12 protein-coding genes and 1 pseudogene are annotated in these 22830 nt (G+C 61.3%); 10 read left to right on the forward strand and 3 right to left on the reverse strand.

The window, feature by feature from the left end; genetic code table 11:
- Nucleotides 1-5 precede the first annotated feature (5 nt).
- The 5 genes from AC2444_RS27250 to AC2444_RS27270 all read left to right on the forward strand — a co-directional run bounded on the left by AC2444_RS27250 (nt 6) and on the right by AC2444_RS27270 (nt 8088).
- Complete coding sequence (locus AC2444_RS27250) at nt 6-1079, forward strand: efflux RND transporter periplasmic adaptor subunit (protein WP_128449815.1); 1074 nt, start codon at nt 6-8, stop codon at nt 1077-1079.
- Nucleotides 1076-2161 (forward strand): efflux RND transporter periplasmic adaptor subunit, encoded by a 1086-nt coding sequence (locus AC2444_RS27255; RefSeq protein ID WP_128439704.1) that lies wholly within the window; start codon nt 1076-1078, stop codon nt 2159-2161. Before AC2444_RS27250 ends, AC2444_RS27255 begins: the two co-directional genes overlap by 4 nt.
- On the forward strand, nt 2158-5229 hold the full coding sequence (locus AC2444_RS27260) for an efflux RND transporter permease subunit (RefSeq protein ID WP_128449814.1): 3072 nt from the start codon (nt 2158-2160) through the stop codon (nt 5227-5229). The genes AC2444_RS27255 and AC2444_RS27260 overlap by 4 nt, the downstream gene beginning before the upstream one ends.
- Before the next feature lie 76 nt (nt 5230-5305).
- Nucleotides 5306-6487, forward strand: coding sequence for an alpha/beta hydrolase (locus tag AC2444_RS27265; protein WP_128449813.1), 1182 nt, complete (start codon nt 5306-5308; stop codon nt 6485-6487).
- Between the two features lie 149 nt (nt 6488-6636).
- Nucleotides 6637-8088 carry an NCS1 family nucleobase:cation symporter-1 gene (locus AC2444_RS27270; RefSeq protein WP_012755452.1) on the forward strand — a complete coding sequence of 484 codons (1452 nt, stop codon included), beginning with the start codon at nt 6637-6639 and terminating at the stop codon, nt 8086-8088.
- Nucleotides 8089-8153: 65 nt separating this feature from the next.
- On the opposite strand, the gene AC2444_RS27275 is transcribed toward AC2444_RS27270, so the two are convergent.
- Nucleotides 8154-10034 (reverse strand): HAMP domain-containing methyl-accepting chemotaxis protein, encoded by a 1881-nt coding sequence (locus tag AC2444_RS27275; RefSeq protein ID WP_017996338.1) that lies wholly within the window; start codon nt 10032-10034, stop codon nt 8154-8156.
- A gap of 127 nt (nt 10035-10161) precedes the next feature.
- Here AC2444_RS27275 and AC2444_RS27280 point away from each other — a divergent pair.
- Nucleotides 10162-10358: pseudogene (locus AC2444_RS27280) on the forward strand (DUF4272 domain-containing protein); the annotation flags it as partial.
- A 151-nt stretch (nt 10359-10509) separates the two neighbouring features.
- Nucleotides 10510-11553 carry a magnesium and cobalt transport protein CorA gene (locus AC2444_RS27285; protein ID WP_003562777.1) on the forward strand — a complete coding sequence of 348 codons (1044 nt, stop codon included), beginning with the start codon at nt 10510-10512 and terminating at the stop codon, nt 11551-11553.
- A 159-nt stretch (nt 11554-11712) separates the two neighbouring features.
- Here AC2444_RS27285 and AC2444_RS27290 read toward each other — a convergent pair whose 3' ends face one another.
- Together AC2444_RS27290 and AC2444_RS27295 are read right to left on the reverse strand one after the other, a co-directional pair.
- On the reverse strand, nt 11713-12483 hold the full coding sequence (locus AC2444_RS27290) for a phosphotransferase (RefSeq protein WP_128449812.1): 771 nt from the start codon (nt 12481-12483) through the stop codon (nt 11713-11715).
- A 21-nt stretch (nt 12484-12504) separates the two neighbouring features.
- A complete protein-coding gene (locus AC2444_RS27295) occupies nt 12505-13386 on the reverse strand; it encodes an MBL fold metallo-hydrolase (RefSeq protein ID WP_128449811.1) in 882 nt (293 codons plus the stop codon).
- 693 nt (nt 13387-14079) lie between these two features.
- Here AC2444_RS27295 and AC2444_RS27300 point away from each other — a divergent pair.
- Genes AC2444_RS27300 through glgB form a run of 3 tightly spaced genes read left to right on the forward strand, consistent with a single transcriptional unit; the run spans nt 14080 to nt 22793 of the window.
- Nucleotides 14080-17304 (forward strand): alpha-1,4-glucan--maltose-1-phosphate maltosyltransferase, encoded by a 3225-nt coding sequence (locus AC2444_RS27300; protein WP_128449810.1) that lies wholly within the window; start codon nt 14080-14082, stop codon nt 17302-17304.
- A complete protein-coding gene (treS, locus tag AC2444_RS27305; protein ID WP_128449809.1) occupies nt 17305-20586 on the forward strand; it encodes a maltose alpha-D-glucosyltransferase in 3282 nt (1093 codons plus the stop codon).
- Nucleotides 20583-22793 (forward strand): 1,4-alpha-glucan branching protein GlgB, encoded by a 2211-nt coding sequence (glgB, locus tag AC2444_RS27310; RefSeq protein WP_128449808.1) that lies wholly within the window; start codon nt 20583-20585, stop codon nt 22791-22793. The genes treS and glgB overlap by 4 nt, the downstream gene beginning before the upstream one ends.
- The last annotated feature ends 37 nt before the right edge of the window (nt 22794-22830 follow it).

A 22830-nucleotide genomic window follows, 5' to 3' on the forward strand; every position in this document is an offset into this window, starting at 1 on the left:
CAACTATGAGAACCATTCTGGTCGCCGCAGCGATCATATGCGCCATCGGTCTCGGATCATGCAGCGATGCGGGCGGGCCGACTGAGCCAACCCCACGGGAGGTCGGCACCGTCGTCGCCAAGTCTGAGCCGTTGGTTCAGGGCGGCGCGATCACGGGAGAAGTGCGGGCGCGCGTTCAGACCGATCTGTCCTTCCGCGTCAGCGGCAAGATCATCGAGCGGCTGGTGGAAGTCGGACAATCCGTGAAGGCGGGGCAGCTCCTCGCGCGGATCGATCCGGAAGAGCAGAAGGCCGACCTGGGTGTGGCGGCCGCCAATCTTCAGTCGGCTGAGGCACAGCAGACCCAGGCGCAGCTCGCTTACGATCGCCAGCAGAGCCTGTTTCGAACCCAGGTAACGACGCGTGCGGCACTCGACCAGGCGCAGGAGGCGCTTCTGACCGCGCAGGCATCGACGAAGTCGGCGCAGGCGCTGTTGGAAACCGCTCAGGACACCTTGTCTTACACGGAGCTGAAGGCGGACGCCGACGGTGTGATCACTGCCCGCAATGCCGAGGTCGGGCAGGTGGCGCAGGCCGCCCAGATCGTCTTCACGCTTGCCCATGACGGCGACAGGGATGCCGTCTTTGAGGTGGTCGAAAGCGCGTTCCTGCGCCCGATCGACGGCGACGGGACCGTGACCCTTCTGTCGGACCCGACGCAGAAGATCGCGGCGAAGGTTCGAGAGATTTCGCCGACGATCGATTCCTCCACCGGAACCATCAAGGTCAAGGTCGCGATATCGAGCGACGCTCCGATCCCTCTCGGCGCTCCTGTCATCGGAAGATTCAATTACGTCTCGCAGGACGTCATCCAGCTTCCCTGGTCGGCCATGACGTCCAAGGGCGGCAATCCGGCCGTCTGGATCGTCGATCCCGCATCGTCTGCGGTGTCGGCAAGGGCGGTGGATGTCGCCGGCTATGAGACCGGCAGCTTCATCGTGAAGTCAGGCGTGTCTGAACGAGACATCGTGGTGACGGACGGGACCAAGTTCCTCAGGCCGGGTGAAATCGTGTCTTATGTCAAGGAAGCTTCCAAGTGAGTATTCGTCTCAAAATAGTCGCTCTGATGATGGGTACGGCCCTGATTTCCTCCTGCGCGCCGCAGGAGGAAAACAAGGAGGAAGCGCCCCGTCCCGTGCTGTCGATGACAGTCAAGCCGACGTCGGCCTCGAGCTTGAGCCTGACCGGTACGATCGAGCCGACGATCGAGACCGAACTCGGCTTCCGGATTCTCGGGCGGATGATCGCCCGCAACGTCAATGTCGGCGATCTCGTCAAGAAGAATGACGTCGTTGCCGCCATCGATCCGCTGGCGTTGGAGCTTGCCGTGCGCAACGCGCAGTCGGACGTCGAGAACAGCGACGCCCAGCTCAGGAACGCGGTGACCACGGAGCAGCGCCAGCGCGCGCTGCTGGAGTCGCGCTCCGGCACCGAAGCCTCGCTCGAAGAGGCCGAGCAGGCAAGGCGGACGGCGGCGGCCGCCGTCGCCAAGGCGCAAGCCAATCTCGACAAGGCCAAAGAGCAACTCGGTTACGCGCAGCTTCGGGCGGAGTTCGACGGGGTGGTGACGGCGACCTCGGCCGAGGTCGGACAGGTGGTGTCGGCCGGCCAGACGGTCGTGACCATCGCACGGCCGGACAAGCGCGACGCCGTGGTCGACGTGCCCCAGGCCGCCGCCCAGAAACTGAAGATCGGCGCACCCTTCGAAGTGACGCTGCAGCTTGACCCGACCATCCGCACGTCGGGGACCGTGCGCGAGATCGCCCCGGAGGCAGAGACCGCCACCCGCACGAGCCGGACCAAGATCGAGCTGAGCGATCCGCCCGAAGCCTTCAGGCTCGGCTCGGTCATCACGGCCTCGGCAACCATTGCCGCCGATCCGCAGATCGTTCTGCCGTCCTCGGCAATCCTTATCGGCAGCGACGGCCCGAGTGTCTGGATCGTCGATGCGCCGGCCGCCAAGGTATCGCTTCGCCGCGTGCAGATCGACGGCGACGTCGAAGACGGCGGCAGCGTTCGCGTCACCGAGGGGCTCGCCCCCGGAGAAAGGGTGATCGTGGCAGGCGTGCATAAACTTGAAGATGGCCAGGCCATCCGGATCGACCAGGAGATCAGCCAGTGAAGTCCTTCAACCTTTCCGACTGGGCGCTCGAACACCGTTCGCTCGTCTGGTACTTCATGATCGTCTTCATTCTCGCAGGCGCCTTCTCCTACGTGAAGCTCGGCCGTGAGGAAGACCCGAACTTCACGATCAAGACGATGGTGATCACCGCCCAGTGGCCCGGCGCGTCCGCCGAAGAGGTGACGCGGCAGGTCACCGACAGGATCGAGAAGAAGCTCCAGGAACTGGAATCGCTTGATTACACCAAGAGCGAGACCGTTGCCGGCCAGACAACCGTCTTCGTCGAGCTGCTGCCGACGACCAAGGCAAAGGATGTCGCTCCCACCTGGCTGCGCATCCGCAACATGATCGCCGACATCAAGGGCGATTTCCCGACCGGCGTCGTCGGTCCCTTCTTCAACGATCGCTTCGGCGACGTCTTCGGAAACATCTACGCCTTCACCAGCGACGGCCTTACCCAGCGGCAGCTTCGCGATCTCGTGGAAAACGCCCGCTCCGAGGTCCTGACCGTGCCCAACGTCGGCAAGGTCGATGTGGTCGGTGCCCAGGATGAGGCGATCTATCTCGAATTCTCCACACGCCAGATCGCAGCTCTCGGGATCGACCAGCAGTCGGTCATCCAGACCCTGCAGGCGCAGAATGCCGTCACGCAGTCCGGCTTCGTCGACGCCGGGCCGGAGCGCATCGCATTGAGGGTGAGTGGACAGTTCACCTCCGAGGCCAGTCTGAGATCGATCAATCTTCGGATAAACGACCGCTTCTTTCCGCTGACCGACGTCGCCACGATCAAACGCGGCTACGTGGATCCGCCGTCGGCGCTGTTCCGGTTCAACGGCGAGCCTGCGATCGGGCTTGCGATCGGCATGAAGCAGGGCGCCAATCTTCTGGAGTTCGGCGAGGGGCTCGACGCGCAGATGAAACGCGTCGTCGCCGATCTCCCGATCGGCGTGGACGTCCACCGTGTCTCCGATCAGCCGGCCGTCGTCGACGAAGCGGTGTCCGGATTTACCCGCGCGCTCTTCGAAGCGATTGCCATCGTCCTCATCATCAGCTTCATCAGTCTCGGTCTTCGCGCCGGCATGGTGGTGGCGATCTCAATTCCTCTCGTCCTGGCGATCACCTTCGTGGTGATGGAATATTCCGGCATTTCGCTTCAGCGCATCTCGCTCGGCGCGCTGATCATCGCGCTCGGCCTGCTTGTCGACGATGCCATGATCGCCGTCGAGATGATGGTGGCCCGTCTGGAGGCGGGCGACGATATCAGGAGGGCGGCCACCCATGTTTACACGTCGACCGCCTTTCCGATGCTGACGGGGACGCTCGTCACCGTGGCGGGCTTCATTCCGATCGGTCTTAACGACAGCGCGGCGGGCGAATTCACCTTCACGCTTTTCGTCGTCATCGCGGTTTCGCTGATCGTTTCCTGGGTAGTGGCGGTGCTGTTTACGCCGCTTCTCGGCGTCACGATCCTGCCGAAGACCATGAAATCGCATTATGAGAAGAAGGGCCGCTTTGCCTCCATCTTCTCCTGGCTTCTGGGGCTTGCGATGCGCTGGCGCTGGGTCACCATCATTCTGACGGTCGGCGTTTTCGGGCTTTCGATTGGCGGCATGGGGCTGGTGCAGCAGCAGTTCTTTCCCAATTCGGACAGGCCGGAGCTCATCATCGACTGGAACCTCCCCCACAACAGTTCGATCGCCGAAACCAACAGGCAGATGGCGAGATTCGAAAAAGAGATGCTGGCCGACAACAAGGATATCGATCATTGGACGACCTATGTCGGCCAAGGGGCGCCGCGCTTCATCCTGTCCTTCGACGTGCAGACGCCCAACGTGTCGTTCGGGCAGACGATCATCGTCACCAAGGGGCTCGACGTGCGTGACAAGGTGCGGGCGGAACTGCAGGACTATCTGACGAAAACCTTCGCCGGCACCGACGCCTTCGTGAAGCTTCTCGACATCGGTCCGCCGGTCGGCAAGCCGGTCCAGTACCGGATCAGCGGCCCCGATATTCAAAAGGTCCGCGATCTCTCCCAGCAATTTGCCGGCGTCATGGGATCACACCCGCTTCTGACGAACATGGTGCTGGACTGGAACGAGCCCTCTCGCGTGGTGAAGATCGATGTGCTCCAGGATAAGGCGCGCCAGCTCGGCGTATCCTCAGAAGACATTGCCACCGCCCTCAACGGCATCGTCGAAGGCTCGACGGCCACCCAGGTTCGAGACGGCATCTACCTGGTCAACGTTATCGGTCGCGCCAGGGCATCCGAGCGCGATTCCATCCAGACGCTGCAGAACCTGCAGCTCTCCACCTCCAACGGCAAGGTCGTGCCGCTCTCCGCCGTATCCAATTTCCGCTACGAGCTCGAGCAGCCGACAATCTGGCGTCGCGACCGGCAACCTACAATAACGGTCAAGGCTGCCGTCGTCGGTCCGACGCAACCGGCCACGATCGTCGACCAGCTCACACCGAAGGTCGAAGACTTCCAGAAAGGCCTTCCGGTGGGATACAAGGTGGAAGTGGGCGGCGCGGTCGAATCCAGTGCCGATGCCCAGGGGCCGATCGCGGCTGTGGCTCCGCTGATGCTGTTTGCGATGGCGACGATCCTGATGATCCAGCTGCAAAGCTTCAGCCGGCTTTTCCTCGTGTTCGCGGTTGCGCCGACCGCCCTGATCGGCGTCGTCGCGGCGCTGCTTCTCAGCAACGCCCCCATGGGCTTCGTCGCGATCCTGGGCGTGCTCGCGCTCATCGGCATCCTGATCCGCAACTCCGTCATCCTGGTCGTCCAGATCGAGCATTTGCGCAGCGAAGGAATGGCGCCTTGGCAGGCGGTTGTCGAAGCCACCGAACACCGCATGCGGCCGATCATGCTGACGGCCGCTGCAGCCACGCTGGCGCTGATCCCGATCTCGCGCGAGATCTTCTGGGGACCGATGGCCTACGCCATGATGGGCGGCATCGTCGTCGGAACCGCGCTCACCCTGTTGTTCCTGCCTGCGCTCTACGTCGCGTGGTTCAGGATCCCGAGGGATGAGCGTGTTCAGGCCGAAGCCGCGGCAAAGGCATGAGCATGGGCTTCGACGTCCATCGCATGCGGCCGCGTCGGCGGCCGCTGCACGTACTGGCTTCCAAGGGGAGAACTCGATGACGGAACAGCGTTTGAAAGAGTCTCCGATGGGAGCCAAGGCGATGCTGGTCGCGATCGGCCTGGCGATGCTCGCCGGTTGCGCCACGAGACCATCGCCTGATGTGTTGAACCCGGTCCGTCTGCCGGTTCATCTCCCAGGTCATCTGAATGCATCGCTTCATTCCGATAAAGCCGCTGCGAACCACGTAAGCGTGCTCGCTGCGACAAACAGGAGCCCCGACACTGCGCGCGGTGGGTTCGGGAGCGCGTGGGCTGACAATCTCACCTACGAGCAATATGCGTTTTCGGTCCCTCCCAACCGGAAGGACACCGCGATCACATATCCGACCGCGAGACCGGATCCCGAACGGCAATTTGCCGTCATCGGGCGCAAGCAGCTTGCAAAGGCGGCCTTCGTGCAGGCAGCGCTGGGCTCCGTTCAGTCCGACGGCACTGTCGGCATCTTCGTCCATGGCTATAACTATAGCTATCAGGAGGCGCTGTTTCGCACCGCGCAGATCGCTGCGGACGCCAATATTCCGGGCTCTCCGATTCTGTTTTCGTGGCCTTCGGCCGCTGCCGTCGCCGGCTATGTCGCCGACCGCGATGCGGCGCTGTCCTCGCGTAGCGACCTCGATTCGCTTATCACCTCGCTCTCGGCTTCAGGAAAGGTGAAACGCGTCATCCTTTTCGGACACAGCATGGGCGGATTCCTGGTCATGGAGACAGTGCGTGAGCTCAAACTGCAGCATCGCGACGACGTCATCGGTAAACTGGCGGTGATCCTCGCCGCCCCTGACATCGACGTCGATGTTTTCCGGTCGCAGTTGAAGGATATCGGGCGGATGCCGATCCCAATATCCCTTCTCGTTTCGAAGGACGACAGGGCGCTGGTGGCCTCGAGCTTCATAGCCGGAGAGCGGGCGCGGGTCGGACGCCTCGATATCGACGATCCCGTCATCAGGGAGGCTGCCTTGAAGGAAAGGCTTCGGGTCATCGACATCACGTCGATCCAGGCGTCCGACGGGATGGGGCACGACCGCTACGCATCGCTCGCCAAGTTCGGCGCGCAGCTTGCCTCCTTCGAAAGTGGGAAGCGTTCGACCGCCGGCGAGGTTGGCGCCTATGTCTTCGATGCCGCCGGCGCCGCGGTCGCAAGTCCATTTCGTCTGGCCGGACGTGTCGTCGGCTCGCAATGAACAGACCGAGGTAAGAGCCGCGCCTCTGGCTAATCCTGAGGCATCGTCAAGAGATGTGCATAATGTGACTATTAAATTGTCAGCTGCACAAATGAAGAGCAGACTTCCGCCTGTGGTCGATTTGGCCTCAAGGATATGGGAGGGCATTCATGAGCGTACGAAATCCGTCTCCCTCGTTATACAACGAGGATCTTGCACCCGCCGAGGAGCGTAAATGGGGTGCATTCAGCATCTTTAACGTCTGGACATCAGACGTCCATAGCCTATGGGGCTACTATCTGGCGGCGAGCCTGTTCCTGCTGTGCGGCAGCTTCGTCAATTTCGTCATCGCCATCGGTCTCGGATCTCTGGTCATCTTCTGCCTGATGAGCCTGGTCGGCAATGCCGGCGTGCGCACCGGCGTCCCCTTTCCGGTTCTGGCGCGCGCCTCCTTCGGCACATTCGGGGCGAATGTTCCGGCATTGGTCCGGGCGGTGGTCGCCTGCTTCTGGTATGGGGCGCAGACTGCCGCCGCATCCGGCGCCATCGTTGCCTTGCTGATCCGTAACGAGAGCCTGCTCGCCTTTCACCAGAACAGCCACCTGCTCGGCCACTCGACGCTTGAGGTCATTTGCTACGTCATCGTCTGGAGTCTTCAGTTGCTGATCATTCAGCGTGGGATGGAAACGGTTCGCAAGTTCCAGGATTGGGCCGGTCCGGCCGTCTGGATCATGATGTTGATGCTCGCGGTCTATCTGGTCGTCAAGTCAGGCACTTTCTCCTTCGGGTCCGAAATCCCGCGCGATGTGCTGATCGAAAAGACCAAGGATGCGGGCGTGCCAGGCGAGCCTGGTTCGATTGCAGCCCTTGCTGCCGTAGCCGCCACCTGGATCACTTATTTCGCAGCGCTCTACCTGAATTTCTGCGATTTTTCGCGCTACGCAACGAGCGAAAAGGCGCTCAAAAAGGGCAATCTTTGGGGGCTTCCGATCAACCTCCTGGCGTTCTGCCTCGTCGCAGGCGTGACGACCACCGCCGCCTTCACCGTCTACGGAGAGGTGCTGCTGCATCCGGAACAGATATCGGCGAAATTCGACAGCTGGTTCCTGGCGCTGCTGGCCGCGCTGACATTCGCGATCGCAACGCTCGGCATCAACGTCGTGGCGAATTTCGTGTCGCCGGCCTTCGACTTTTCCAATGTCTTCCCACGCCAGATCAACTTCAAACGCGGGGGATATATCGCCGCCCTGATCGCCCTCGTGTTGTACCCGTTTGCTCCATGGGAGACGGGTGCTGCGCATTTCGTCAATTTCATCGGATCGACGATGGGGCCGATCTTCGGCATCATGATGGTGGATTACTATCTCATCCGGAGAAGCCAGCTGAACGTCGAGGCGCTCTATCACGAGAATGGCGAGTTCCGGTTCCAGAGCGGATGGCACGGCAATGCCTTCATCGCATTTGCGGTGGGCGTGCTGTTCTCCTCGATCCTGCCGACCTTCACCACCATCCTTCCGGACTGGTGGGGAACCTACGGTTGGTTCTTCGGCGTCGCCATCGGCGGAGCGATCTACTTCGTGTTGAGAATGGGCGCGCGGCGTAATCCGGCCTTCGCGTCCTGACAGAATGAAAGGCGCCCGGCAATTGCCGGGCGCCTTTCATGTCGGATTTCCTGCTGCGGCCTGTTTCAGCGCCGAGCGGCAACCGCATGCATGGCCGGACGGGCCGTGGGCTGCGCCATCGTTCTCGCCGTCGAACGAAGGGCCGAGGACTGACTGACCGCATCGTCGAGCCTGAACTGGGCGATGAGTTCGCGAAGCTTCTGGGCTTCCTGCGCGAGCGAATCGGATGCCGCAGTCGACTGTTGCACCATGGTGGCGTTCTGCTGCGTGGTCTGGTCCATCCGGTTGACCGCGACGTTGACTTCGCTGAGTCCGATGGACTGCTCTTTCGCAGAGGTGGCGATCGAATCCATATGGTGATTGATCTGGGTGATGAAGCCGCCGATGGTCTTCAAGGCCTGGCCGGTATCGCGCACCAGCTTGACCCCGCCTTCCACCTCCTTCGAGGAGTTCTGGATCAGGCCCTTGATTTCCTTGGCAGCACTTGCCGAACGCTGGGCAAGTTCGCGCACTTCCTGTGCGACGACGGCGAAGCCCTTGCCGGCCTCGCCGGCTCTTGCCGCTTCCACGCCGGCATTCAACGCAAGAAGGTTGGTCTGGAACGCGATTTCGTCGATGACGCTGATGATGTTGGAAATCTGCTGTGACGAGGTTTCGATGCGTTCCATAGCCTCTTCGGCGTGGGAAACGACCTCCGCGGAGACCCCGGCGCTGCGATTTGCCTCCGTGGCCACCGTGCGCGTCTCTTCGGTTCGCTTGCTGGAGTTTGACACGTTCGCCGTGATCTCCTCCAGTGCGGCGGCCGTCTCTTCGAGCGAAGCCGCCTGTTGCTCCGTGCGCTTTGCAAGATCGCTTGCCCCGGAGGAAATTTCCCGCGTGCCTCCGTCGATCGTGCCGATGCTGTCGGAAATTGCTCTCAGAGTCGCGCCGAGCTGGGTGACGGACTGGTTGAAATCATGGCGAAGCGCCTCGAAGTCGGGCGCGAAGGTCTCGTTGAGCTGGAAGGCGAGATCGCCTCCTGCAAGCCGTTTCAAACCGGCGGCAAGACCCGAGGTAGCGATGCGTAGCCGCTCCGAGGCGTCAGCTTCCGCCTGCTGCTGGGCGGCAAGACGATCGGCCTCCGCCCTGTTGCGGTTTTCGTCGGCTTCGATTGCCATCCGCTTGTTGGTGATCGCGGCCTGGCGGAAGATTTCCACTGCTCCCGCCATCGATCCGATTTCGTCGGCGCGGTCGGCATACGGAATCACCGATCCGGTATCTCCCTCGGCCAGCCGCCGCATCGCGGCGGTGATGCCGGTAACCGGATTGGCAATGCCGGCCAGCACGAAGACGACGGCGCCGAGAACGAGCAATCCGGCAAAGCCGATCGCGGCAAACAGTTCGAATTCTATCGAGGCGAAGGCCTCCTTGCTGAGTTCGGCGGCCTTGTTGCTGCCGCTGACGTTCAGTTCGACCAGGGCTGCCGTGGCTTCCTTGAGCTTATCCGAATAGGAGCGCATCTCGCCCCCCAGATATTGCCCGGCTTCTTCGGTCTTGTTGGCCCGGGAAAGGACGAGCAGTTGCGAGCTGCTGGTGATATAGCCACCAACGCTCTCCTTTATCGTCTTGATCAATTCGCGCTCGTGGTCGGATGACGCCAGCGAAAGATAGGCGTCTACCGATTTGCCAACCGAATCTTCGGCGACTTTGATGGCGTCTTCGCGCGTTTTCTTTTCTGCATCCGACTGCGCGATGATGTGATCGCGGTAGGCGAGGCGCAAATTCGTCATGGCGAGATTGATCGCCTGCGACGCCTGCACGCTCGGTAGCCAGTTGGTCGCAATTTCTTCGGTGGAGCCGTTCGTCTTTTGAAGACCGTCGACTGCGAGATAGGCGACAAGCCCGAAAAGAAGAGCTATGCCGGTGAAAATCAACAGCAAACTCGATTTTATGTTTGGACGACGCATTGAAAGTCCCCATCGAACGTCCGGCTTCGTACCGGATTGGCCCAAGGACTTTTGTATCGAAAAAAATTTAACGATTTGTTCCGTATGTAAAAACGTCGTTTACCAGTTTTCCGGAAAGCCGCTGTCGCCTTCGATTGCGAACACGCTGCGTGAACTGGGGACGGACGGACTGATGCGCCGTGCCAAGCTGCGCCCGCACAAAGAGCTGCTCGACGCTGCCGACCTCATTTACCGCTACGAGAGGGCAGCAACGCCACTACGCCCTCAACTGGCTGATTGGTTACATGGACCAGGATTGGGGACGATATTTCCACAGACACGTGATGCCGCCTCGCGGCATGTTAACCCGATTAGACCCCCGCGCCGACGCGGTGATGCATGTTTTACGAAATAGCATTATGATCGGTCGAGCGCCTGACCGGCGGAGGGGCTGGCTGCGGATATGTGATCCGCGCGGAATGGAGGACGGCAGGATTTGGAACGTCTGAAGGATCTGGATAGTGCTCTCGCGCGAGAAGGTGGCGGTTCCACATCGCCTCCGTATGAACGGCCCGGCGTCGTGGCTGCCGCCGTTTACCAGCATGGGCAACGCATTCGCGACATCAGGATAGAAGAGGCCGGCGAGTGGCGAAGCCGGGAGAATGCCATCGTCTGGATCGGCCTGCACGAGCCGGATGAAGTGCTGCTGCATCAGGTCCAGGCCGAGTTTAATCTCCATGCCTTGGCGATCGAGGACGCGGCACAGCCGCACCAGCGCCCGAAGCTGGAGATTTACGGGGACGCGATGTTCATCGTCGCCCGGACCGCCCATATGAAGGATGACGAAATCATCTTCGGCGAAACGCATTTGTTTGTCGGTCGCGGTTATGTCGTCTCCGTTCGCCACGGGGATTCGTCTTCCTATCTGGCGGTGCGGCAGCGGTGCGAGGCCACGCCGGCAGCACTGGCCCACGGCGAGAATTATATTCTCTATTCCATCCTCGATTTCATCGTCGACAACTACATGCCTGTCATCGAGGTTGTGCAGGAGGAGGTCGAGAAGCTCGAGGATCTGGTGCTGCGCGAACAGCTGGAAAAGTCCGACATCGAGCGGCTTTACCTGCTGCGGCGCAAGCTGCTGCGGCTGCGCAATGCCGTGGTGCCGCTCGTGGACGTCTGCCGGCGGTACGAGCACATCGATCTACCCGGCATGGACCCGACGCTGCAGTCGCTGTTTCGCGATGTGACCGATCACGTGCGCCGGGTTCAGGAAGATATCGATGCGTTGCGCGAGGTCCTTGCCTTCGCCTTCGAGGCCAGCGTGATGATCGGCCAGACGGAGCAGACGGCGATCGCCCGCAAGCTCGCCGCCTGGGCGGCAATCCTCGCCGTTCCCACCGCGATCGCCGGTATCTACGGGATGAACTTCAGCGATATGCCGGAACTGAAAACCCAGTACGGCTATTTCGTCGTACTCGGCGTCATCGTCACCTTGTGCCTGGGCCTCTTCGGTTTCTTCCGTCGGAAGAAGTGGCTCTAAAGCGCGTCGCGACCTTTCAGATTCGCTCTTCGCGCTTTAGGTCTTTGTTATTGCGCATGTCATTATCGCAAAACCGCCGCACATTGCGCGACATCCTCTAGATATGTGACGCAGGGGGCGGGTATGCGGCAGACGGACATCCTGCTTGGCAAAGGCGCGTCAGCACAGGGCGTTTAGCAGTCGATCCCGATGCCTTCTGATATAGTCGATATCGCTCAAATACAGCCGGGCGTCTCCTGCAGCCGCGTCCTCCACGAATGTCTCATCTCCGGCCACGGCATTTACCAGCATGAAATCGACGAGCGCCTGAAGCCGCCGGCAGATCATCTCGGGGAGCTGGAGCCGGTCTTCCCCTGTCGCCCCATATGCCGTGCAGAAGATTTCCGCCCGGCGCAACTGATCGTCGAGGCCGAAGGTCACGTGCGGATTGGCGGGATCGGAAAGCGGCGCCCAGCGGTAAACCGAATAGGCCAGATCCCATAAGCGCGGTGCCGGATGGGCTGTATCGAAATCGATGATCCCGACAGCCTCATCGTCTGCCGTAGCAATGTTGTAGGGCGCATAATCTCCATGGCATACGATCTCGCACGGTTCCCGCGGCGGCAGCATCCATGTCTGGATCTCGCGGTCCGATTCGAGAAACCCTTGAGATGCCGAATGAAAATCGCGCAGGAGCTTGGCTGCGGAAAGCAGCATGCGCTCCGATCCGACAAACCGGTCGCCCAAATCTTCGCAGACGCGCCCGCTGACATAACTGACGACTTCCTGGTTCCCGGCTATCTCCACAAGATCCGGCGCTCCCAGAAAGCCTCTGCTCCTGAGATGGCGCAAAAACCGGTGCACCGTCGGCGTCCATGCGCCGGAAGGCCTGATCACGGTGTTGCCGTCACGCCAGATCTGCCCGGCTCGTCCGCCCTCCAATGGTTCCATTTTTGGCCTCCTGAAGTCTCTCTAGGCGAATTTCAGTTTTTCGAGATGGGCCTGAACCGTCGCGCCAAGGTTTGTCTCATGGCACTGCCGATAGAATGCCGCCGTGTCGGAAGCCATTCCGTCGGGGATGAGGACGAAGTCTTCCAACCGCAGGCCGCTTGAACTGCCGAGTTGCGGGTCCGCCAACTGGCTCTCGCTCATACTGCCGACCCGATCGGCCAAGGCTTGGAAATAGGCGAGGTTGTCATCCACCGCCGAAGGGGAGTGCGTCCGGCCGTGCGCAGGGATGACCAGTCTTGCATTGAGGTCACGGATCCGCTCGAGCGAGGAACGAATCAAGCGAAGGTCGCCTGCATTTTTGCTCCAGACTTCGGGGATCGGGTATTCCACTGCGTCGACGGCCAGGCAGACGCGAAGTTCCGGAATCCATACGGCGATATGGTCGGGCGTGTGTCCCGCTGTATGAATGAGCTCCAGCGTCAGATCGCCGCCGTTGAGGGTCATAGAGGCGGAGAAGGTGATATCGGGACCGATAAGGTCGAGGTTCCGAAACCTCGACTCCTGGCTCGCCTTGTCCCTCAGGACCTCGCGTGCGGAAGGGGCGCGCAAACGGTCGAGCGCGGCGGCATTCGCGATAATGGGCGCGCGCCCGGCAATGGCGGCATTTCCCCAGAAATGATCCCAATCCATGTGCGAATTGACGACGATCAGCGGACGAGCGTTCGTCTGTGCCTCGAGCAGGTTCAGTGCGGCCATGCAGAGTTCGGGCGTTCCGAGCGTATCGATCAGCACATTGAACCTCTCGGTCCGGACGAACACGGCATCAACTTCGTCCCCCGCCCTGACGATCACGATACGATCATCGAGTTCGGGATATGAACACAACTCCACCGATGGATTCATGTCTGGTCGCCTCTATTGCAATCGCAGTGATTTCATTCGGATACATCAAGTCCCGTTCGGGCGCCTGCTCTTTCAGAGGGTGCCGAGCTTCCCGCCTGAATTGGCTTCCGCTCTACCGGAACATGGACATTCCAACGTCTCATCACGGTGTTCGGCACCGCGGCAGTGCATGTGACCATCACGCTCAATTTCGAGCGGCCATTACTCCTCGGCGTCCACCGTGTTTCGAGCGGGACTGCACATCGGGGAACCAGCGTCTTCAGGTTCGGCTCCAGCACGTCCCATTGCGGATGCCCCTTGGCGTTCTCGTGCGCAATGAAGCGCTTGGCCTCCTCGCGGATTTCGAACAGGCCATGGGTGGGTGTGCTCAGTGGAGCGATCGGTCTCGATGCTCCAGGAAGCGAGGCACAGCGCGCAAGCCGACAGGGCGGCGCTAAGGAGTGTCGATCGAAGCAATGGCGTGCCGTGAGCCGCCATGGCTCACCCTTCCGGGAAGCGGAAGACTATCCAAAGACGGCACGAAACTTCAAGGCCCATCTGCGGAAGCGGCGCCTTTGTTGCGCGAATGGAGCGCGTCCCATCGATCCTGCGCGAGTGCAGCCGGCGATGTCTGGTGCATCGTCACTGGAACTTTCGGTGGAACAACCTCCGGCAACAGAAGTTTGCCTTCAAAGCAAACTCGAGCGGCGGCCGATGTCATTCTCTCCAAACCAGGGTGTGTTGAGCACCCCACCCCGGATCTATTATGTCAATCCACTCCTTCTTCAGGGTATCGATGCATGGCGCGAGGTTTTCGACCATGCGGCGGATACCGGTTTCGACCGCGTGCTGACGGCACCTCTCTTCGACCGGGGCGGGGAGCGCAGCATCTTTGCCTCCCAGGATCTGAAGCGCCTTGATCCGCAACTGTCGCTCGGAAGCGCGGTCGAAAATGGGGTGGGACGCCTAGCGGAGGCCGCCCGTAAGAGCGGCGTCGCCTTGATGATGGACCTGATGCTCGACGGCAAGGCCCGGGATCTCAAGGTGGGCTTTCACCCTGTCGATCCGAGACGCTCGCCATTGGATCCGGCAGAGCCGATGACTGCGATGGAGGCGGAGTCTCAATCCCGGCTGTTGGAAGAATGGACAGAACGGCTGCGGGGGCTGGCCGGTCTTGGCCTCTCCGGCTATCGGGCCCTGGGGATCGATCGCATTGGGCCGGCGGTTTTCAAATCGCTGATTTCGGCGGTGCGCGAGAAGACGGACGCGCAATTCCTTGCCTGGACGCCCGGCACTGATTTCGGCGTGAGGGACGCGGTCAAGAATACAGGCTTCGATGGATGTTTTTCATCGATGGCCTGGTGGGATTTCGACGAGAGATGGTTCATCGAAGAACACCGGGTCCAGAAGCCGCTCGGCTGGCAGATCGCTTTTCCGGAACCGCCCTTCGGCAGGCGTATCGCCCACGGAACCGAGAGCCGCGAAATCCTCGAACGGCGCGCCGTTAGGGCGCTACGCCTTGCCGCCTCGCTCGGCGGCGGCCTGATGGTTCCGATGGGCTTCGAATATGGCGCAGCCACGCCGCTCGATCCGACCCATGGGAATGGAACGGGTTTGCGGGGACTGCGCCATGATCTGGCTTTCGATATCTCCTCCGAAATTCGCCTTGCGAACACCGAGATCGGCAAGGAACCCCATGCACTTGCCTCATCGCTTCGGCTCATCCGCAACGCCAACGGACCGGTCTCGGCGCTGCTGCAATCGGCGGCGGAAGACCCTCGCAGCGCCGAAAATGTGCGGTTCATCCTGCTCAACAGGGACCTTCGCAAAAGTGCGCCCGCTCCGGTAACAGCACTGCGCGAAGCGGGCTCCGGTTTCCTTCCCGTCGCAGCCGACGGCACGGTTCTGCGGCTGCGGGCAGGGGAGACCCTTGTCGTCGAAGGCAAGGCGCCGGCGCCGATCACATCGCGGCCAATCCTCGACGTCGCGCAGGCGATAGCTTCACCCCGACTCGCCATCGAAAATATCCTGCCGCGGGTCGACGACGGGCGCTTTCCTGTCAAACGGGTGGTCGGCGACATCCTCACCGTCGAGGCCGATATATTCGCCGACGGCCACGACCCGATCGCCGTGGTCCTGCTCTGGCGGCCGCTCGATGCGGCGGACTGGAACGAGACGGAGATGCAGCTGGTCGAAAACGACCGCTGGCGCGCCGAATTCCTGCTGGAGCGCATCGGACGCTATGAGTTTGCCGTCGAGGCATGGAAGAACCCGTTTGCGATCTTTCGCTACGAGTTGACAAAGAAGAACGATGCCAGGCTGGACCTGAAGCTCGAACTCCAGGAGGGATTGAACCTCATCCGCTCGGCTGAGGTGCATGCCGGCGCAACGCTCAATGCCGAATTGAAGGCCCTTGGTGATAGTCTCGAAGGGGCGTCCGATACCGAGCGCACGGCGATACTGCTCGATGCCGGAACATCCGAATTGATGAACAAGGCGGACAACAGGCCGTTTCGGCTTCGCTCGACGGCAAGCGCCGTCGATGCCGAACGCAAGGAGGCCGCCTTTGCCAGCTGGTACCAGATCTTCCCGCGCTCGCAGAGCGGCGATCCGGACCGGCACGGCACCTTCGACGACGTCATCCCGCGACTGCCCGCCATCCGCGACATGGGCTTCGACGTGCTTTATTTCCCACCGATTCATCCGATCGGCTCGACCAACCGGAAAGGTCGCAACAACACCCTGAAAGCTGCGCCGGGCGACCCCGGAAGTCCCTATGCCATCGGCTCCGAGGACGGCGGCCATGACGCCATCCATCCCGAGCTCGGCGAGTTCGAGGATTTCCGCCGGCTGGTCGAGGAAGCCGGCCGGCATGGCCTGGAGATTGCTCTCGACCTCGCGATCCAGGCGTCGCCGGATCACCCCTGGCTGAAGGAGCATCCCGGCTGGTTCGACTGGCGCCCCGACGGCACGATCAAATATGCTGAAAACCCACCCAAGAAATACGAGGACATCGTCAACGTCGATTTCTACACGAAAGACGCGCTGCCTTCATTATGGGTGGAGCTCAGGGATGTCGTCCAGCTTTGGGTGGACCAGGGCGTCAAGCTGTTTCGCGTCGACAATCCGCACACAAAGCCATTTCCGTTCTGGGAATGGCTGATCGGCGATATCAGGGGCCGTCATCCCGACGTCGTCTTCCTGTCGGAAGCCTTCACCAAGCCGAAGGTGATGTACCGCCTGGCAAAGATCGGCTTCTCCCAATCCTATACCTACTTCACCTGGCGCAATGCCAAGTGGGAGCTCGAGCAATATATGCGGGAGCTGACCGAGACGGCGCCGAAGGAATTCTTCCGCCCGCATTTCTTCGTCAACACGCATGATATCAATCCGGATTTCCTGCAGAACGCGCCGCGCCCGGCCTTTCTGATCCGCGCAGCACTTGCCGCTACCCTGTCGGGATTGTGGGGCGTTTATAACGGTTTCGAACTTTGCGAGGGGCGTCCCGATGCCAAGCGCAAGGAGTATGCCGACAGCGAGAAATACGAAATCCGCGCCTGGGACTACGATCGGCCGGGCAATATCATCGCCGAAATCAGGACGCTCAATCGCATCCGCAACGAAAACACCGCGCTGCATTCGCATCTCGGGCTGACGCTGCTGAATGCGCGAAATGACAATATCCTGTTTTTCGAGAAGGCGAGCCGTGCCCGCGACAATGTCCTGCTGATCGCCATCAGCCTCGATCCCCACAATTTCCAGCAGAGCGACGTCGAGCTGCCGCTCTGGCAGTGGTCGCTGGGCGACGGCGGCACGCTGGATGTCGAAGATCTGATCGGCGGGCATCGTTTCAAGTGGACCGGCAAATGGCAGAGCATCAGTCTCAATCCTGAGGTCCTGCCCTATGCGATCTGGCGTATTCGCTCAACGGAGGCATGAATGGACACCATGAATGCAGATAGCGCGTCGCAGCCGCTCTGGTACAAGGATGCAATCATCTACCAGCTGCACATCAAGTCGTTCTACGACGCCAATGGTGACGGGGTCGGCGACTTTGCCGGCTTGCACCAGAAGCTCGATCACATCGCAGCCCTCGGCGTCAATGCCATCTGGCTTTTGCCTTTCTTTCCCTCTCCGCGTCGAGACGACGGCTACGACATCGCCGACTATGGCAGCGTCAGCCCCGATTACGGGACGGTGGAGGATTTCCGGGCTTTCGTCGACGCCGCCCACCAGCGCAATATCCGCGTCATCATCGAGCTCGTCATCAACCACACTTCCGATCAGCATCCCTGGTTCCAGCGCGCCCGCCAGGCGCCGGCAGGCTCGCCCGAGCGCGACTTCTATGTCTGGTCCGATACCGATCAGAAATTTCCGGAAACGCGCATTATTTTCATCGATACGGAAAAATCCAACTGGACATGGGACGCGGTCGCCGGCGCCTATTACTGGCACCGCTTCTATTCCCATCAACCCGACCTCAATTTCGACAGCCCTCTCGTCATGGAGGAATTGCTGAGGGTGATGCGCTTCTGGCTGGAAACCGGCATCGACGGGTTTCGTCTCGACGCGATCCCCTACCTCGTCGAGCGCGAGGGGACGATCAACGAAAACCTGCCGGAAACCCACGCGATCCTCAAACGCATACGTGCCGCGCTCGATGCCACTCATCCCGGCGTGATGCTGCTTGCCGAGGCCAATCAATGGCCGGAGGACACGCGCGAATATTTCGGAGACGGCGACGAATGCCACATGGCCTTCCACTTCCCGTTGATGCCGCGCATGTATATGGCGATCGCCAAGGAGGACCGGTTTCCGATCACCGATATCCTGCGCCAGACGCCGGAGATTCCAGACAACTGCCAATGGGCGATCTTCCTTCGCAACCACGACGAGCTGACGCTTGAAATGGTGACCGACGCCGAGCGGGACTATCTCTGGGAGACCTATGCATCCGACAAACGTGCCCGCATCAATCTCGGCATAAGGCGGCGCCTAGCGCCGTTGATGGAGCGCGACCGCCGGCGGATCGAGCTGATGAACGCGCTTCTTCTGTCGATGCCGGGAACGCCGGTGATCTATTATGGCGACGAGATCGGCATGGGCGACAATATCTATCTCGGCGACCGGGATGGAGTGAGGACGCCGATGCAATGGTCTCCGGACCGCAATGGCGGTTTCTCCAGGGCAGATCCGGCGCGTCTCGTCCTGCCGCCCGTCGCTGACCCGCTCTACGGTTTCGAGGCCGTCAACGTCGAGGCGCAGAGCACGGACGCGCATTCGCTGCTCAACTGGACGCGCAGAATGTTGGCGTTGCGCGGCAGGCATCCGGCCTTCGGACGTGGCACGCTGCGGTTTCTTTCACCGGAAAATCGCAAGATCCTTGCCTATCTCAGGGAGTATGAAGGCGAGGTATTGCTTTGTGTTGCAAGTCTCTCGCGCCTGCCCCAGGCCGTCGAACTCGACTTGTCGAGCTTCGAGGGGCGCGTGCCCATTGAACTGACCGGCATGTCGCCGTTTCCGCCGATCGGCCAGTTGACCTATCTTCTGACCCTGCCGCCCTACGGTTTCTTCTGGTTCCAGCTGACGGCTGATGCCGACCCGCCGGCGTGGCGCACCGCACCGCCCGAACAGCTTCCTGATCTGTTGACGATGGTCATCCGGCGTAGCCTGCTCGACCTCGTGGACGAACCGGGCCATGCACGCATCCTGAGCGGCGAAATCTTGCCCGCCTATCTCTCCAGGCGGCGATGGTTCGGGGCAAAGGACCAGCCGCTTCAGGCCGCCCGACTGGTCTCCGCGACACCAATCCCATTCGCCGACGGCGTCGTCCTCGGCGAGCTGGAGGTCGTGCTGCCGAACCACAGCGAATCCTACCAACTGCCGCTCACGGTCGCCTGGGACGATGCCCACCCTTCCGCGCTTGCCCAGCAGCTTGCGCTTGGGAGGATTCGCCAAGGTAGACGCGTCGGTTTCCTCACAGATGGATTTGCCGTGGAGGCAATGGCGCGCGGCATTCTGCACGGACTTCGCGACCGCTCGCGCACCACCGGCCGGACCGGCACGCTCGAATTCCTTGGGACAGAACAGCTCGACAGTCTCGATATTTCAGACGAGCTGCCGGTGCATTGGCTATCGGCTGAACAATCCAACAGCTCGCTGCTCGTCGGCGACGTAGCGATGATCAAACTGATCAGGCACATCTTCCCGGGCATCCATCCGGAAGTGGAGATGACGCGCTATCTCACCCGCGCCGGCTATGATCACACAGCGCCCCTGCTCGGCGAGGTCGCGCATACCGATTCCAGCGGACGCCGTTCGACCTTGATCATCGTCCAGGGCGCAATCCGCAATCAGGGCGACGCCTGGAACTGGATGCTGAACAATCTGCGCCGCGGGGCCGACGAACTGGTGCTGAACGATCCGGCGGTCCAACCAGACGACGACGTTTTCCAGTCGCTGATCAGCTTCGTCGCGATGGTCGGCCTCAGGCTCGGAGAGCTGCATGTCGTGCTCGCTGCGAAGACCGGGGACGAGGCCTTCAGCCCGGTGGTATCAGGCGACAAAGAGGTCGAGGCGATGAAGAAGGCCGTTTCCGGCGAGGTAGCCTATGCCATGTCGAAGCTTGACGAACGGGAGCAGAATGCCGACCCTGCAATCGACCTGCTGGCGGCCCGGCTTCTCGAGCGCCGCTCCGAACTCGCAGAGCTCGCCGGGACGCTGGCGGAAAGCTGCCGCCATACGCTGATGACACGCACGCATGGCGACTTCCATCTTGGCCAGATCCTTGTCAGCGAGGGTGATGCCGTCATCATCGACTTCGAGGGCGAGCCTGCGAAAAATCTGACCGAGCGCCGCGCCAAGACAAACCCGCTGCGCGATGTCGCCGGGCTTTTGAGGTCGCTGAGCTACCTCGTGGCCACCGCGCAGCTCGATAATGACGCGGTCATCGAACACGACAACGAGGTCCGCCGCGAGGCGATCGCCCGCTTCGGGCGCAATGCCGAGGAGGCCTTTCTGGATGCCTACTGGCAGGCGGTCTCCGTATCGAAGGAGCTTGACATGCCACCCGATCAAAGACGCAGGGTTCTCGATGCCTTTCTTCTCGAAAAGGCCGCCTACGAGATCGCCTATGAGGCTCGCAACAGGCCGAAATGGCTGCCGATCCCGCTATCTGGCCTTACCGAAATCGTATCGCGTCTGGCGGGGGTCACGGCATGAATGTTGAGCGCTCGGAACTTCTGGCGGGCATCGGCCAGGATGCGCTATGGGCCTTGATCGACGGGCGCCATGGCGATCCTTTTTCGATCCTCGGTCCCCACCAAACCGGCGGCATGACGATCGTGCGGGCCTATCTGCCCGGAGCGGAAGCTGTCGATCTCATCGAGGCAGCGACCGGTCGGGTGGTGACGCCGTTCAGCATCGCCCATCCGTCCGGCCTGTTCGCGGCAGCAGCCGCGTCGAGGACGGGATACCGGCTGCGGATCACATGGCCGGATGCCGTGCAGATCACCGAGGATCCCTACAGTTTCGGCCTGCTGCTCGGAGAGCTCGACCTTCATCTGATATCGGAGGGCACCCATTATAGTCTGAGCCGGACGCTTGGCGCGGTTGATATGTCGATCGACGGGATATCGGGTGTTCGTTTCGCCGTCTGGGCACCGAATGCGCGCCGCGTCTCGGTGGTCGGCGACTTCAATGCCTGGGATGGGCGGCGAAATCCGATGCGGCTGAGACCGTCGGCGGGCGTCTGGGAGCTGTTTATTCCGCGCCTCGCCCCCGGCGAAAGATACAAGTTCGAGATCGTCGATGCACAAGGGACTTGCCTGCCGCAGAAGGCCGATCCGGTGGCCAGGGCGAGCGAGGCCGCCCCTTCGACCGCTTCCATTGTCGCATCGTCGACGCCGTTTCGATGGACCGATGACGGTTGGATGAAGGGACGGTCCCGGCAAGACAGACTGGAGGGCGCCTTCTCCGTCTATGAAGTGCACGTCGGCTCCTGGCTTCGCGACCAAAAGGATGGCAACAGGTCGCTCGACTGGGTGGAACTCAGCCAGCGGCTGGTTCCTTATGTCAGCGACATGGGCTTTACCCATATCGAGATGCTTCCGATCATGGAGCATCCGTTCGGCGGTTCCTGGGGATATCAGCCGCTTGGCCTGTTCGCTCCGACCGGCCGATATGGGACGCCTGAGGATTTCGCCTATTTCATCGACCGGTGCCATGGCGCCGGGCTCGGCGTCATCCTCGACTGGGTGCCGGCCCATTTTCCTACAGACGTCTGGGGGCTTGCCCGCTTTGACGGCAGCGCGCTCTACGAGCACGAAGACCCGCGCGAAGGCTTTCACCGCGACTGGAACACGCTGATCTACAATCTCGGCCGCAAAGAGGTGAAAGGATTCCTGATTGCCAGCGCGCTGGAATGGCTGGAGCGCTACCATATCGACGGTTTGCGGGTCGATGCCGTGGCTTCGATGCTTTACCGCGACTATAGCCGCAACGAGGGCGAATGGATCCCCAACCAATATGGTGGTCGCGAGAATCTGGAAGCGGTCGAATTCTTCAAACACCTGAACAGCATCATTCACGAGCGCTGCCCGCACGCGATGACGATCGCCGAGGAATCGACGGCCTGGCCCGGGGTGACAAAGCCGCCGGAGCAGGGGGGGCTGGGCTTCGACATCAAATGGAACATGGGCTGGATGCATGACAGCCTGAGCTACATCGAGAAGGATCCGATTTACCGCAGTTACGCCCATGGCACGATGACCTTCGGCATGATCTATGCCTATTCCGAACACTTCATTCTGCCGATTTCACATGACGAGGTCGTCTACGGAAAGGGCTCGCTGCTGGCGAAAATGCCGGGCGACGAATGGCAGAAGTTCGCCAATCTGCGCAGCTATCTCGCCTTCATGTGGGGTCATCCCGGCAAAAAGCTCTTGTTCATGGGGAGCGAAATCGCCCAGCCTGGCGAGTGGAACCATGATGGGTCGGTGACCTGGGATGTGCTGGACCGGCCTCAGCATGTCGGCATTCAGCGGCTGGTGAAGGATCTAAACGGCCTTTACGGCGACGAGCCGGCATTGCAGTTCGGTGACTTTCATCCCGAGGGTTTCGAATGGGCGGCAGCCGACGACGCCGTCAATTCCGTCCTCGGCATGCTGCGGTATGCGCCCGATCGCGCTTCACCGGTGCTGGTCATGTCGAATTTCACGCCGGTGCCACGTTACGGCTACAGGATCGGCGTGCCCAGCGACGGTGTCTGGATCGAGAAGATGACGACGGATGCGCGGGAATATGGCGGCTCGGGCCTGGTCAATGGCGCGGTGTCGACTGAGCCCGTACCCGCCCACGGCAGGCCCGTCTCCCTGTCGCTGACGCTGCCGCCGCTATCGACGATTTTTCTGCAGGGGCCGTCGCCTTGACGGCGCGGCCGAGGAACTGTCATTTCGGTGACGGTTT

The organism is Rhizobium sp. WSM1328 (assembly GCF_057653715.1).

Excerpts from the sequence above, each read along its gene's own strand:
- AC2444_RS27265 (WP_128449813.1), top strand. The coding sequence starts at position 5,306 with ATGACGGAACAGCGTTTGAAAGAGTCTCCGATGGGAGCCAAGGCGATG.
- AC2444_RS27270 (WP_012755452.1), top strand. The coding sequence starts at position 6,637 with ATGAGCGTACGAAATCCGTCTCCCTCGTTATACAACGAGGATCTTGCA.
- AC2444_RS27300 (WP_128449810.1), top strand. The coding sequence starts at position 14,080 with ATGTCATTCTCTCCAAACCAGGGTGTGTTGAGCACCCCACCCCGGATC.
- glgB (WP_128449808.1), top strand. The coding sequence starts at position 20,583 with ATGAATGTTGAGCGCTCGGAACTTCTGGCGGGCATCGGCCAGGATGCG.
- AC2444_RS27295 (WP_128449811.1), bottom strand. The coding sequence starts at position 13,386 with ATGAATCCATCGGTGGAGTTGTGTTCATATCCCGAACTCGATGATCGT.
- treS (WP_128449809.1), top strand. The coding sequence starts at position 17,305 with ATGGACACCATGAATGCAGATAGCGCGTCGCAGCCGCTCTGGTACAAG.
- AC2444_RS27275 (WP_017996338.1), bottom strand. The coding sequence starts at position 10,034 with ATGCGTCGTCCAAACATAAAATCGAGTTTGCTGTTGATTTTCACCGGC.
- AC2444_RS27250 (WP_128449815.1), top strand. The coding sequence starts at position 6 with ATGAGAACCATTCTGGTCGCCGCAGCGATCATATGCGCCATCGGTCTC.
- AC2444_RS27290 (WP_128449812.1), bottom strand. The coding sequence starts at position 12,483 with ATGGAACCATTGGAGGGCGGACGAGCCGGGCAGATCTGGCGTGACGGC.